Source organism: Rhizobium sp. 01L419, from assembly GCF_056400025.1.
Genome location: NZ_JBFTSM010000001.1, coordinates 688,248 through 701,789, shown reverse-complemented (window position 1 = coordinate 701,789; position 13,542 = coordinate 688,248). Strand labels below are relative to the sequence as shown.

The following is a 13,542-nucleotide window of genomic DNA, read 5'->3' as shown; positions in this document are numbered from 1 at the left end:
CTCAGGAATGAAGGCAGGCATCTCCGCTCACATCCTGACCGTCATGCCGCCGTCGACGGTGAGCACGTGGCCGTTGACGAAGGAAGCGGCACCGCTTGCAAGAAACAGCGCCGCGCCGGCGATCTCGTCCGGGCAGCCCCAGCGCTGGACCGGGATGCGCTGGCGCACGAAGGGCATCAATTCCTCGTTTGCAGCCATCGCCGCATTCGTCTCTGTGGCGAACCAGCCGGGCGCAATCGCGTTGCTGGTGATGCCATGCGGGCCGAATTCGACCGCCATGGCGCGCATCAGGCCGGTCAGGCCCTGCTTGGCCGCCGGATAGACGCAGTCGCCGGGCATTGCGACATGGCCGCTGATCGAGGTCACCGCGATCAGGCGGCCGTAATTGCGCCGCTTCATCAGCACGGTTGCGTCCCGCGAAAGCGTTATCGCGGCGGCCAGATCGGTGCGCAGCAGCTCGATGATGGCATCGTCGGCGAATTCGGCCAGCGGCCGCCTGTCGCGGGCGCCGACATTGTTGATCAGGATATCGAGACGGCCATGGGTCTTTTCGATATCGGCCATCAGCCCGCGCTGGGCCTCTCGGTCGGCGATGTCGAACGCGGCGGCCTGCGCCGTGCCACCAGCGGCGCGGATGATCCTTATGGCATCTCCCAGCGTCGCCGCCGTGCGCCCGGTGACGATGACGTGCGCACCGGCCTCGGCAAGTGCGCGTGCCATCTCGAAGCCCAGGCCGCGGCCGCCACCGGTCACGAGCGCCACCTGGCCCGCCAGTGAGAATCCATCCAGTATGCTCATGATCTTTATCGCTCTCGACTGGGTGCGTTGCAGCGACAATAAATGGACTCAGTCAACTAATTTGGCAAGAGCTGAGCGTCTTCGCTGAACGCAGGCCATATCCGGCCTAGCCGAGCAGCCCTGCAAGCCAGTGCGGGTCGAGATGTTGCTCCAGGCCACCTGCGACCTCGTCGAGCGCACGGTCGACGCTCTCGCGATAATTACCGCCATCACCTGAGAGGCCAAAGCTTTGAAGCAGCCGGGCGCGGTAGGCGTCGCTGCCGAAGAGGCCATGCAGATAGGTGCCCATGATCCGGCCGTCGGCCGAAACCGCACCATCGGCCAATCCGTCCACGATCGCCGCCGGCCGTTCACAATCAGCCCCTTGCGTGATGCCGAGATGAATCTGATAGCCTGACAGCGGCACATCATATTCCGCCGAATGGGCGGTGCTGTTGCGCACCGTCTTCTCCGGCGCCATCTCCGTCTCGACATCGAGCAGACCGAGCCCTTCGATTTCTGTCGTCGCTCCCTCGATGCCGAGCGGATCACGTACAGTGCGGCCGAGCATCTGGTAGCCGCCGCAAATGCCGATCACCCGGCCGCCGCGCCTGACATGGGCGGCAAGGTCGCGGTCCCATCCCTGGGCCTTGAGATCGGCGAGATCCGATATCGTCGATTTCGAACCGGGAAGGATGACGAGCCCCGCATCATCGGGCAGCCGCTCGCCTGCCCGCACGAAGACAAGCTCGACATCGGGCTCGGCCCGAAGCGGATCGAGATCGTCGAAATTGGCAATGCGCGGCAGCACCGGCACGGCAATCTTCAGCGCGCCCGCCGCCCCTTTCGCCAGCCGCTCCAGCACGACGGAATCCTCGGCCGGCAGTCGCCCCGCCGCCTTCAGCCAGGGCACGACGCCGAAGCACGGCCAGCCGGTAAAACCTTCGATAGAGCGGATACCGTCGTCAAACAGCGAAACGTCGCCCCGAAACTTGTTGATGATGTAACCCGAGATCATCCTGCGATCTTCCTCGCTGAGGATCGCATGGGTGCCGACGAGCGAGGCGATCACCCCGCCGCGGTCGATATCGCCGACGAGGACAACAGGCACATTCGCCCGCGTCGCAAAGCCCATATTGGCAATATCGCCGGCCCTGAGATTGATTTCGGCCGGCGAACCCGCACCCTCGACGATGACGAGGTCCGCACCCTCGGACACCTTACCGAAACTCTCCAGCACAGAGGCCAGAAGCTGCGGCTTCAGCCGCTGATAATCGCGCCCCTTCGCCTGCCCGAACACCCTCCCCTGCACGATGATCTGGCTGCCATTCTCGGACTGCGGTTTCAAGAGCACCGGGTTCATATGTACGGAGGATGGCGTACGTGCTGCGAGCGATTGCAGCCATTGCGCCCGGCCGATCTCGCCGCCGTCGTCGGAAACTGCCGCATTGTTAGACATGTTCTGCGGCTTGAAGGGCCGCACCTTCAGCCCGCGATTGGCCGCCAGCCGGCAAAGCCCCGCCACCAGCACCGTCTTGCCGACATCCGAGCCGGTTCCCTGCAGCATGATGGCTCTGGTCATAACTCTATCCGTGAACGCTTCCAGGCAGGCCTACAATGCCGGCGGGCGGACGGTCAACCGAGGCCTGAAAATGCGAAAACCGCGATCGAGCCATGAAGCCCAATGCGGTTTGCCGTAAACGCTGGCGTCTTCACCCTTACACGATGAAGCTCGCTTTTTCCGGGACGCAGTACCTGATCCGGAAAAGCAGCGGTTGTCCCCGCCACGCATCAACAGATAACGGCACATTCTTACCGGATGGTTATTGAAGCCCCGCCCGGAGGCAAAATTCGACTTTTTTTGAACTTTTCCGAATTTTTCTCATCCGGAACCCCTTTCAGCTCTAGCCGTGAGCGTGCATTCCCGCTGATCGAATCCAAGCGGAACATTCATGAGCGCAGCCATAAGTCCTTCGGATTCAATAATTTAGTTACAAATGGAACCCGAAAGACGGATGATTTCTTGAAGCAGATCCGTAGCTTTGCTTACCATGAGCCATCGATAGAAATGGCCGGCGACGAGCCACCGGAAACCAGACGAACGGCGCCGCGAACAGGAGAGCCTGGAGAACATGATCTCCGCCGGGCGATTGGCACCTGAAACGGCGGAGAGATTTGTCGGCTAATTATGAAGCTCCTGGATTTCAGCGTGCCGCATGATCCAGCCGAATGGGATGCCTGCACTTCGGTTCGGGGCTGCGCCAATCCCAGGATGAACGCCTATCCGGTGTCGCAGGCCTTCACGCTGATGACCCGGTCCTTCGCCGACCGCGCCGGCCCCGTCATGACCTGTCTGAAGGCACGCAGCTGGGATAAAGAGACCATCAGCCAGGTGCTGGCATGGCAGGATGAAAACGGCGAGGATAACGAAAGTGCGGCCCTCTATTTCCTGCAGAATTATGAGGAACTCTGGAGCCGATGGGTTCCGGTCGATGTAGCCGAGAAGGTCAAGGCCAGTCTATAACCTTCCTGACAACAAAGACTGGACGATTCGTCATGACTGGCACGGTGCCCTTCCCCGATCGCGATACCGTCGCGGAAAAACTCGCGGCGCTCTCGGAAACCGATAAATCCTATCTGTCGCTGCTGATGGAAAACCCGGCGCAGGACGATAACCTGCTCGCTGGCCTATATCGGCATCTCGATGTCGCCTCCGCCTCGCGCCTTCTCAACTCGCTGAAGCTCGAAACTCTCGGCAAGTGGATCGGTGAAGCTGGCCCCGACCGTCTGCAGATCAGGCTCATGGAAGCGGCACGCTCCAGCCAGCACCCTGCCTATGCCGCATTCCGGACCGGGCTGACCCGATCCGGCGGGCTGGAAAAAGCTTATCCGACTTCGAAAATCTGAACCTGTTTATCTCTTCGCTGCGCGATCGACACTGCGGCCGGCATCCTGCGTTGCGTTGACGGCACTTGCCGTATCCCTGCCGACGCCGCGGATCGTATTGGCGCAGGAAGAAAGTGCAAGAAGGACCATAAAGGCGGCTGCGATTTTACCCGTGGTCGTCATGTGCGAAATCCTTTTGTGAAATCAACCCCGAACGGCCAATGCCGTCCGGGCGGGATAACGCATTCGTGAGCGAAAAGTTCACCGGCTAAAAGAAATCAGGCAGCCGCCGCTTTCGACCTTTCGGCGAAGGATGCGCGGATGCTGTCGGCGACCGTTTCGATCGGCCCCGTCATCTGCGATGCGGTGAGCAGCTGGATGTCGAAAGAGCCCAATTCCGGCAGCCCTTCCTGGATGCCGAGGATCGCCATATCCTCGCTGACATAGGAGAGTGGCAGCGGCGCGATGGCGAGATCGGAGACCACGGCGGCGCGCTGCGCCATCGTGTGGGCGCTGAGATAGGCGACGCGATAAGGCCGCTTGTTGCGCTCCAGCTGGGAGATCGCTTCCTGCCGCCAGATGCAGCCGTCTTCCCAGATCGAGATCGGCAGCGGATCGCGCCGATGCGCCGAACCGCACTTGGCGCCTGCCCAGACGAGCCGTTCGCGATAGACGACCTCACCATTGGTCGGGAAAGGCCGCGTGGCGCAGTTGATGAGAGCGAGATCGAGGCGTTGCTCCTCCATCCGCTTCTTCAGGCCGATGCTCATGTCGATCGTCACGTCGACCATGATACCCGGATAGATCTGCGCAAAACTCTTCAGTATCTGCGGCAGCAGCCGCTCGCCGATATCCTCGGGCGCGCCGAGCCGCACCACGCCGCTGAGCTCAGGCATGATGAAGCGCGATACTGCCTCGTTGGAGAGCGCCAGGATGTTGCGTGCATAAGAGAGCAGCATTTCGCCATGCTGCGTCAGCGTCACCGAGCGCGCATCGCGGCGAAACAGTGTGACACCAAGCTGTTCCTCTAGCTTCTTGATCTGCATGGAAACGGCCGACGGCGTGCGGAAGACGGTTTCGGCGGCAGTCGAAAAATTACCGGTCTCTGCAATGGCTACGAAAGTGCGCAGCACATCATTGTCGAGCAGCGGAATGGGACGGCGAAACGGGATTGTCATCGTCACATCTTTCAATTTTTCTGAATGATGAGGCATTATCATTGCATTTGATTGAAAGTCAATCCGACCCCAAGGGATCGGATCGATGACACTTCAGCCCTCAGTACCGAAACGGCTGGTCTTGAAACTCTTTCCGGCCGCACCTGAAGCAACCGTCCTGCCCCCGCCGACAGCCTTCGGATAGGTATTGCCGACCATAGCAGGCGCCGTAAGTCCGACCGACGCTTCTGGCGACCGCACTGCCCAGGCAATCAGCGCTCGTGCGGACATCTCGCCGACGCCGCCTGAGACATGCTCCGACGCGGAAACCGGCAACACCGCGATCTGCTCAGCCGTCGGCGCGGGATGAGTCAGCCGGTCGGCGATATCTGAGGTATTGGCGGGCTTGCGACCGACAACGAAGCGCGTGAAATCGGCCGGGGCCGGCTGGACGGATGCCAGCACAGCAGCAACCGCGGGCGCAGGTGCGGGCGTCTCGCTCTCCACGGCCTCGATTTCAACAGGCCGCAGCACTGGCAGCGGAACGGTAAGCGAGGCAAGATCGGCAAAGGCCCGGTCGGCAACTGCCTTGTCCTCAGGCTTGGCAAGCTGCGGCGCCAGTCCGATCTCGGCCCGCTTCTGCGGCGTCGGCAGCATGGCGGTGACAAGGCTTCCGGTCACGACGGGATCAGGTGCCTTCGCAGGTGCTGCTGCGCGTGCGGTCAGCAGGGTCGGTGCCGCTGCCTTTGGCGTCACAGGCGCATCGTCATCCTCATCCTCGCTTGCGGCAATCTCGATTGGCGCGGAGCGGACACCCTTCTTCCGGTCGGCAAGCGCCACCTGATAGCCCGGAAGCGGCCGACCGTCCGCCGGCAGGTGGATCGTGCGCCCGTCGGGGAAAAGCCGCGCCAGCTCCTGGCGCGACATGCGCGGCCAGGCGCGCACATTGCCGACATCGAGATGCACGAAGGGCGAACCCGATGTCGGGTAATAGCCCACACCGCCGACTTGCATCTGCATGGCAAGGCCGCGCAGCGTCGCGAGCTTGACGCCGGGAATATAGAAATCCATCGCCTTGCCGAGCATGTGCTGGCTGCGCTTGGCGACACCGGTATTGCGCGAGCGGTTGCGCAGCATGTTGTTGGTGGCAGGCGAGCGGTAGGCCGAGACGACGTGGATTGCCTCCTTCGCCCCGCTCTTTCGATAGACCTCCCAGACGAGATCGAGCAGCCGCGGGTCCATCCTGGCCGGTTCATTGCGCCGCCAGTCGCGCAGGAAGCGGTTGATCTGGTTGAGGCCGCGCTGGTCGAACTTGCCGTTGCGCTTGAAGACGATCGTCGCACGCTCGCCCGTATGCGTGAAGTAGAGCTTCAGCGCCCTGTCCTCTGCCGCTGCCTCGCTCGATCCGGCAATGACAGCAAAAACGAAGGCCGCAACGATCGCCACACGATAGGCGACGACAGACAGAAACCACGCAGACGCGGTCGCTGGAATGGCGGCGATGGCTTGATGAAGGGACACAGGCTTCGTCCTTGGTGCGAGACACGAAAACATCACAGGCACCGCATACGCGGCGGCGTTAAGCCTTCATTATGGTCAATAGATCCTTAAGAGGCGGTTTATAAGCAGCGGATTACATGAGGCTCCGTTTCCGGAAGATGCCGTCGTATGGTTCTCCGGTTGCGCTGGCTGTAGGAAGTCCCGCCACAATTATCTTGCCTGAAGAGCTCGATCTTCGACGGCAACTATCGCAAAGCGAAGCGAGATCGCATAGTTTCGACGGATCGTTGTCATCAAAACAGGCCAAAGTTTGTTTACCGAAATAGCCATCGTCGTCCTTCTCACCATTCTCAACGGCGTCCTTGCCATGTCGGAGCTCGCGATCGTCTCCGCCCGCCCGGCACGCCTCAGGGTTATGGCAGACCAGGGAAGCAGAGGAGCGCGACTGGCCCTGCACCTCGCTGAGGATCCCGGCCGTTTCCTGTCGACGGTTCAGATCGGCATCACCCTCGTCGGCGTCCTGTCAGGTGCCTTCTCGGGTGCCACGCTCGGCGCGCGATTCTCCACCTGGCTTCTGGCGCAGGGGCTTCCCGATGCCTGGGCGGATGGGCTCGGCGTCGGTACGGTCGTCGTGGCGATCACCTATCTCTCCCTCATCATCGGCGAGCTAGTGCCCAAGCAGGTGGCCCTTCGCGCGCCGGAAGCCGTCGCCGCCAGGGTCGCGCCGACGATGACCTACCTGTCGAAGGCTGCATTGCCGCTCGTCTGGCTGCTCGACGGCTCGGGCAAACTCGTTCTCGCCCTGCTCGGCCAATCGGGCAGGAACAGCGATGGCGTCACCGATGAGGAGATCAAGACGGTTCTCGCGGAAGCCCAGAGCGCCGGCGTGATCGAAATCGGCGAGTCCGCCATGATCACCGGCGTCATGCGTCTTGCCGACAGAACGGCGCGCGCGCTCATGACGCCGCGGCGCGATGTCGAGCTGGTCGATATCGAAGATACCGCCGAGGAGATTCGCAAGACCATTCAGTCGACATCGCGAACGCGACTGCCGGCCCGCAAGGGCAGCTCCGACGAGGTTCTCGGCGTTCTCGCCGTCAAGGACTATTACGATGCCCTTGAAGCCAACCGGACGGTCGACATCATGACGCTGGTACGGGATGTTCCGATCATCTCGGACCTCGCTCCCGCCTCCTCGGTGATCGAATCCATCAGGAAGTCGTCGCAGCATATGGTTCTGGTTTTTGACGAATATGGCCACTTCGAAGGTGTCATCACGTCAGGCGATATCCTCGAATCCATCATGGGCGTTTTCGGCGACGCGGCCTCCGGCGAGGAACCGGCGATCAAGCGACGCGACGACGGCTCCTACCTGGTTTCCGGATGGACGCCGATCGACGAGTTTTCGGAATTCATGAATTTCCCTGTTGACGCAGACGTCGAATATCAGACCGTCGCCGGTCTCGTCCTGGAAGAACTGAAGCACCTGCCCGAGCTTGGCGAGACCTTCGTCAAGAACGACTGGAAATTCGAGGTGATCGACCTCGACGGGCGGCGCGTCGACAAGCTTCTCGTCAGCGCGCTGGCGAAGAACGATGCGCGGGCGGAAACATGATCGCCACGATCAGGGCCGCGATGCGAGCGTTCTGACGGCCGCTCACCGCGACCCGACGTGCCATTCTCAGCCTTGCGCCCCATATCCTTCATTCCGAACGACGATCAAGGCCGGACAACAATCAGGGAATCTCCATGTCAGCCACCACCCACGACGCAGACCGGTCTCATGCAGGCCAACAAAAGTTTGCGGCCCTCCTGCTCGGGGCGGTTGGAGTGGTCTATGGAGATATAGGAACGAGCCCGCTCTATGCCTTCCGCGAAGCGCTGCGGCCCTTCGCCCATGACGGCGTCACCCCACAGGAAGTTATCGGCCTGATCTCGCTGATGATCTGGACGCTGACGATCATCGTCACGTTCAAATACGTGCTGTTTCTGCTGAGGGCAGACAATGAGGGCGAAGGCGGAACCCTTTCCCTGCTGGCCCTCCTCATGAAGAAAACCAGCCGGCACGCCACCGTCTTTTTCTTCGCAGGAATCATCGGTGCCGCGCTCTTCATCGGCGACGCGATGATCACGCCTGCGCTCTCCGTGCTGTCGGCGCTCGAAGGGTTGAAGCTCGTCACTCCGGTCTTCACGCCATACATCCTGCCGATCGCCGTCGCGATCATGCTACTCCTGTTCCTGGTGCAGTCGGTCGGCACGGCCTCCGTGTCAAAACTCTTCGGCCCGATAACGCTCCTGTGGTTCCTCGTGATGGGCCTTGCCGGGCTTGCCCACATCGCCGACGACCCCGCGATCTTCGCAGCACTCAATCCGCTCTACGCCTTCGACTTCATCACCCATGCGGGCCTCATCGGCCTCGTGGTCCTCGGCGCCGTCTTCCTGACCGTAACGGGCGCGGAGGCGCTCTATGCCGATCTCGGGCATTTCGGCAGGAAGCCGATCCAGGTCGCCTGGTTCGCTGTGGTCTTCCCCTCGCTGCTCCTCAACTATCTCGGCCAGGGCGCGCTTGTGCTCGCCAACCCGCAGGCCGCGTCTGATCCGTTCTTCCTGATGTTTCCGGAATGGGCGATCCTTCCCGTGGTCATCCTTGCCACGGCTGCCACGATCATCGCCAGCCAGGCCGTCATCACCGGGGCGTTCTCGCTAGCCCGTCAGGCAATCCATCTCGGTTTCCTGCCGCGGCTGGAGATCTGCTTCACCTCCGCCTCCAATACCGGCCAGATCTATGTCCCGGCGGTCAATATGGCGCTGCTGCTTGGCGTGCTTGCCCTGATCTTCGCCTTCGGTTCGTCAGAGGCCCTTGCCACGGCCTACGGAATTTCGGTCACGGGTGCGATGGTCGTCACCACGATCCTGTCCTTCCAGTTTCTCCGCGTCGTCTGGGGATGGAACGTGCTCACGGCGCTCGCCGCACTCCTGCCGCTCCTCCTGCTTGAAAGCATCTTTCTCGGCGCGAACCTCCTGAAGATCCACGACGGCGGCTACGTTCCCGTGCTGATCGCCGGCGCGCTCATGGTGATGATGTGGACCTGGCGGAAGGGAACCAAGCTGGTGCGCCAGAAGTCCGCAAGCAACGACATACCCCTGATGCAATTTCTTGCGTCGATCGAACGAAAATCGGATCACGCTCCCGCCCAGGTCCCCGGCACGGCGATCTTCCTGACCAGCCTTCCCGACATGACGCCCGGCGTGCTCCTGCACAATCTGAAGCACAATCGCGTCCTGCACGCTCGCAACGTCATCCTCAACGTGAAGACCGCGCCGCGGCCCTATGTGTCGGAAACGGATCGGGTGACGATCGAAAAGCTGTCGGAGCGCTTCATCAAGATCCAGCTCCTGTTCGGCTTCATGGAGGACCAGGACGTTTCCAAGGCCCTGCCGCTCTGCCGCAAGGCGGGCTTTGATTTCGAGATCATGTCGACCTCGTTCTATGTCGGCAGGCGCAAGCTCGTCGGGGATCCGAATACCGGTCTTCCGGCCTGGCAGGACCGGCTCTTCATCGCCATGGCGGGCTTCGCCATAGATCCCTCAGATTATTTCCAGCTTCCCAGCAACCGCGTGGTGGAGCTTGGTGAACAGATGGTCATCTGACGGCCTGCACATAGGTCGCCTGCACATCCGCTTACCCCCTTTGCATGTCGCCATCAGGCTTGAAGAGCTGCTGAATGCAGTCCTTCACAGCCATGGGCACGACCCTACCATCTTTCAATTTCTCTGAACCTAAGAGCCAGTTCATTTCATTTGTTTGAACCAGCCTAAGTACCTATATTTTAGTTGTGACGATGAGGCTGAAGAAAAAGGAGGCCGATCATGTCGCAAACAGCAGGCTTCAACATCCTCCAGGCTTTCTTCGCATTCCGTGCGCGCCTGTTTCGGGTGGCTGCGCGTGAAAAGATCAGGCAGGAAATGAAGCAATACCCGTCGCACATCGCGGCCGATATCTGCGCCCTGCCCGCTCTCGACGAGGAGCGGTGATAGTTCAAAATCGCTTATGGTACTCATAAAATCTATTCGTTTGAATGATGAGTCCAGCAAGCGCATATTTTACTTCAAGGACACGGGAATCCCGGATCCAGCAAGGAAAGGAAACGGCAATGACCTCGTTGACTTACAGGGATGGCGGCAAGGACCTTTCATCCTATAGCAGACATTCTTCGTTCGGTTTCTATGCCGACAGGCTCGTGCGCGCATGGCGCCGGTGGCAGACGGAACGCCAGATCGAATCCATGCCCCTCGACATCCGCAAGGATATCGGCTGGCCGAGCGCCGACGAGACCGGCAAAGACAGAGCTCACTAAAGACAGGGCTCATGCATGCACCATGTAATGAATACGACATACCTCCCAAGCTAAAGGCGGTGTCTGTGCCAACGCAGCACCGCCTTTTTCATCTCCGCCGCCTGCCTACTCCCCAGTGAATTTCACAAGACCACAGCGCAGCATCGAGGCCATTTTCTCTGCTCGCGCCGCAAATCACTGCTGATGTCGCAGATTTGCTCTTCCTAGCCGCATTTATCCATGCCAGTGTCGCTTTTGGAACATCGGAACGACGCATTCCACGCGACCAATATGCAGTCGCCCTCGAGCATGGATTTTCCAATGAACAAGATGCAGCTCAAGAAACGTTCCGTAGTCTTCTTCATGGTCCCGCAATTCACCATGCTGCCCTTTGCAGCGGCCGTGGATACCCTGCGCATCGCAAACCGCATGCTCGGCTATCAGGCCTATACGTGGCGCCTGAGCTCCGTCGACGGCGAAAAGGTCTATTCCTCCTGCGGCATCGGCGTGGAGGCCAATTCATCGCTCGCCGAAGAGCGCCGCCATCTCGGCGGCGAAAACCGGCCGGGCATGGTGCTCGTCTGTTCCGGCATCGATGTCGAGACTTTCAACCATAAATCCGTCAATGCCTGGCTGCGCGAATCCTACAATCGAGGCGTCGCCGTCGGTTCGCTCTGTACGGGCGCGCATGTGCTTGCCCAGGCAGGTCTCCTGAACGGCAAGCGCTGCGCGATCCACTGGGAAAACCTGCCGGGCTTCTCCGAAGCCTTCCCGCAGGTCGAGGTCTATGCCGACCTCTACGAGATCGACAACAATCTCTACACCTGCGCCGGCGGCACGGCATCGCTGGACATGATGCTGAACCTCGTCGGCGAGGATTTCGGCGAAAGCCTCGTCAACCGTATCTGTGAGCAGCACCTGACCGATCGCGTGCGCAACCCGCATGACCGCCAGCGCCTGCCACTGCGCGCCCGCCTCGGTGTCCAGAACGCCAAGGTGCTGTCGATCATCGAGCTGATGGAAGGCAATCTCGCCGAACCGCTGTCGCTCCTGGAGATCGCCGAAGGCGCAGGCCTGTCACGCCGCCAGATCGAACGCCTCTTCCGCCAGGAAATGGGCCGCTCCCCGGCCCGCTACTATCTGGAGATCCGCCTCGACCGCGCCCGCCACCTGCTGGTGCAGTCCTCCATGCCGGTCGTCGAAGTCGCCGTCGCCTGCGGTTTCGTCTCCGCCTCGCACTTCTCCAAGTGTTATCGCGAACTTTACCAGCGCTCACCGCAGCAGGAGCGCGCCGATCGCAAGATGACCATGGCGACAGCCCGCCAGCAGGCAGTTGCGGCTTGAGAGAAACGAGATAGGCGGCCGACTGGGCCGCCTCTATCGTTTTGACAAGCCGGCCCACTTCTCCCGTCATGCTCGGGACAAGCCCGGGGATGACGACGAAGAGAACTGCAAGCGCCCCTACTGCGCCGCCTCTTCCGTCATCTTGGCATCGGAATAGACCAAATTCCGGCCCTTGTGCTTGGCCATGTAAAGGAACTGGTCTGCCGCGTTCAGATAGTTCTCGAAGGTCTCGTAACCGGTGATTTCGGCGACGCCGATCGACACCGTCACCGCCAGCTCCTCATCGTCGGCCGTCACTCTGAGGCGGGAAATATCCGAGCGGATCTCATCGCAGAGCTTGGTGGCCGCCAGCGAATCCATCAGCGGGAAGAGAATGGCGAATTCCTCGCCGCCGAGGCGCGAGAGAAGATTGTCGCTGCCTTCGAAGATCGTCCGCAGTCTGTCTGCGACAGCCTTCAGCACCTTGTCGCCGATCTCATGGCCATAAGTGTCGTTCAGCCGCTTGAAGTGGTCGATGTCGAGAATGGCGACCGCGCTCGACATTTTCAGCCGCAGGCACTCGTTCACCAGCTTCGGGCCGTTGTCGTAGAAATAGCGCCGGTTATAAAGCCCGGTCAGGTAATCGCAGGCCGCCGCCGCGCGCAGCTGCTTCATCTGCGTCAGCGTCTCGACATTGTTGGCAATGCGGCACTGCAGCTCTTCGGCGACGAACGGCCGGTAGACGAAGTCGCTGGCCCCGGCCTTCAGGAAACTTGCCGACAGCATGCGGTCGTTCGAGGAGGAAACGCCGATGACGCGCAGCTTGTCAGAGCCGAACCGGTGGCGGATGCGCCGCGTCAGCTCATAGCCGCTCATATCGGGCATATGATGATCGGTGACGACAAGCTCGATATCGCTGTAGGCCTCAAGTGCCGCAATCGCCTCGAGCCCGGAACTGGCTTCGACGACCATATATTGCTGGGCTTTCAGGAGATCGACCAGTACCTGGCGCGCCGATGAAACGTCGTCGACGACAAGCACCCGCGTCTTGCGGTTCATGATCGCCCGGCGCACCGTCGCGACCAGATTGTCGAGCGCGAATTCGTTGTCCTTCAGCACATAGTCAATGACATTGCGCTCGAGGATGCGGGCGCGGGTATTGAGATCGAAGGTCGCGGTAAAGACGATGGCCGGAATATCGTGCTCGATCGTGCAGTCGAGCGCCTCGCCATAGGGTGCGTCTGGCAGGTTCAGGTCGACGACGGCTACGCTGTAGCCTTGGCCGTCCTGCGAGAGCTCTTCGCGCAGCGCCTTCAGCGAGGCACAGCAGACAACACTGAGGTTGAGCTCGGTCTGGAACCGATGGCAGAGCACGGCGGAAAACATCCGGGAATCCTCAACCAGAAGTATGCGAATTCCTCCAAACCGAGGACCTGCATTCTCCCGCTGAAAATCCCCCTGGAATGTCACAGCTACCTATCCCTCCGCACGCCCATGGGGGTCGACTCGCCCCCTCTTGCAGCGTGCGGGACGATAACCGAGGCCTCCCCTTCCGTGAAGGG

The 13,542-nt window shown here is 60.9% G+C and carries 12 protein-coding genes and 1 pseudogene; 7 read left to right on the top strand and 6 right to left on the bottom strand.

The genetic code is table 11. The features are described 5' to 3' along the window. Positions 1 to 27: 27 nt before the first annotated feature. Together AC1DUP_RS03480 and AC1DUP_RS03475 are read right to left on the bottom strand one after the other, a co-directional pair. On the bottom strand, positions 28 to 798 hold the full coding sequence (locus AC1DUP_RS03480) for an SDR family oxidoreductase (protein WP_477832087.1): 771 nt from the start codon (positions 796 to 798) through the stop codon (positions 28 to 30). A gap of 106 nt (positions 799 to 904) precedes the next feature. Continuing rightward, positions 905 to 2,359, bottom strand: a complete 1,455-nt coding sequence (locus tag AC1DUP_RS03475; RefSeq protein WP_477832086.1) for a cobyric acid synthase — start codon at positions 2,357 to 2,359, stop codon at positions 905 to 907. A gap of 606 nt (positions 2,360 to 2,965) precedes the next feature. Here AC1DUP_RS03475 and AC1DUP_RS03470 point away from each other — a divergent pair. Together AC1DUP_RS03470 and AC1DUP_RS03465 are read left to right on the top strand one after the other, a co-directional pair. Continuing rightward, positions 2,966 to 3,301: pseudogene (locus tag AC1DUP_RS03470) on the top strand (glycine betaine ABC transporter substrate-binding protein); the annotation flags it as partial. Between the two features lie 32 nt (positions 3,302 to 3,333). After that, positions 3,334 to 3,684, top strand: a complete 351-nt coding sequence (locus AC1DUP_RS03465) for a hypothetical protein (RefSeq protein ID WP_113296731.1) — start codon at positions 3,334 to 3,336, stop codon at positions 3,682 to 3,684. Positions 3,685 to 3,690: 6 nt separating this feature from the next. Here AC1DUP_RS03465 and AC1DUP_RS03460 read toward each other — a convergent pair whose 3' ends face one another. From AC1DUP_RS03460 to AC1DUP_RS03450, 3 genes are all read right to left on the bottom strand, one after another. Then, positions 3,691 to 3,846 carry an entericidin domain-containing protein gene (locus AC1DUP_RS03460; RefSeq protein WP_113296730.1) on the bottom strand — a complete coding sequence of 52 codons (156 nt, stop codon included), beginning with the start codon at positions 3,844 to 3,846 and terminating at the stop codon, positions 3,691 to 3,693. A 95-nt stretch (positions 3,847 to 3,941) separates the two neighbouring features. Continuing rightward, positions 3,942 to 4,883: a LysR family transcriptional regulator gene (locus AC1DUP_RS03455; RefSeq protein ID WP_477832085.1), complete on the bottom strand. Its 942-nt coding sequence runs from the start codon at positions 4,881 to 4,883 to the stop codon at positions 3,942 to 3,944. Positions 4,884 to 4,934: 51 nt separating this feature from the next. Continuing rightward, a complete protein-coding gene (locus AC1DUP_RS03450) occupies positions 4,935 to 6,341 on the bottom strand; it encodes a peptidoglycan L,D-endopeptidase MepK (RefSeq protein WP_477832084.1) in 1,407 nt (468 codons plus the stop codon). 289 nt (positions 6,342 to 6,630) lie between these two features. On the opposite strand from AC1DUP_RS03450, the gene AC1DUP_RS03445 reads away from it, so the two are divergent. The 5 genes from AC1DUP_RS03445 (at position 6,631) to AC1DUP_RS03425 (ending at position 12,001) form a co-directional block, all read left to right on the top strand. After that, positions 6,631 to 7,935 (top strand): hemolysin family protein, encoded by a 1,305-nt coding sequence (locus AC1DUP_RS03445; RefSeq protein ID WP_113296727.1) that lies wholly within the window; start codon positions 6,631 to 6,633, stop codon positions 7,933 to 7,935. 134 nt (positions 7,936 to 8,069) lie between these two features. Next, entirely contained in the window at positions 8,070 to 9,971 is a 1,902-nt protein-coding gene (locus tag AC1DUP_RS03440; RefSeq protein WP_477832083.1) for a potassium transporter Kup, read from the top strand. A 219-nt stretch (positions 9,972 to 10,190) separates the two neighbouring features. After that, entirely contained in the window at positions 10,191 to 10,355 is a 165-nt protein-coding gene (locus AC1DUP_RS03435) for a hypothetical protein (RefSeq protein WP_477832082.1), read from the top strand. Positions 10,356 to 10,474: 119 nt separating this feature from the next. Then, complete coding sequence (locus AC1DUP_RS03430) at positions 10,475 to 10,678, top strand: hypothetical protein (RefSeq protein WP_113296725.1); 204 nt, start codon at positions 10,475 to 10,477, stop codon at positions 10,676 to 10,678. A gap of 300 nt (positions 10,679 to 10,978) precedes the next feature. Continuing rightward, positions 10,979 to 12,001 carry a GlxA family transcriptional regulator gene (locus tag AC1DUP_RS03425; protein WP_113296741.1) on the top strand — a complete coding sequence of 341 codons (1,023 nt, stop codon included), beginning with the start codon at positions 10,979 to 10,981 and terminating at the stop codon, positions 11,999 to 12,001. Positions 12,002 to 12,118: 117 nt separating this feature from the next. Here AC1DUP_RS03425 and AC1DUP_RS03420 read toward each other — a convergent pair whose 3' ends face one another. Further along, positions 12,119 to 13,450 carry a diguanylate cyclase gene (locus tag AC1DUP_RS03420; RefSeq protein WP_477832081.1) on the bottom strand — a complete coding sequence of 444 codons (1,332 nt, stop codon included), beginning with the start codon at positions 13,448 to 13,450 and terminating at the stop codon, positions 12,119 to 12,121. Positions 13,451 to 13,542: the final 92 nt, after the last annotated feature.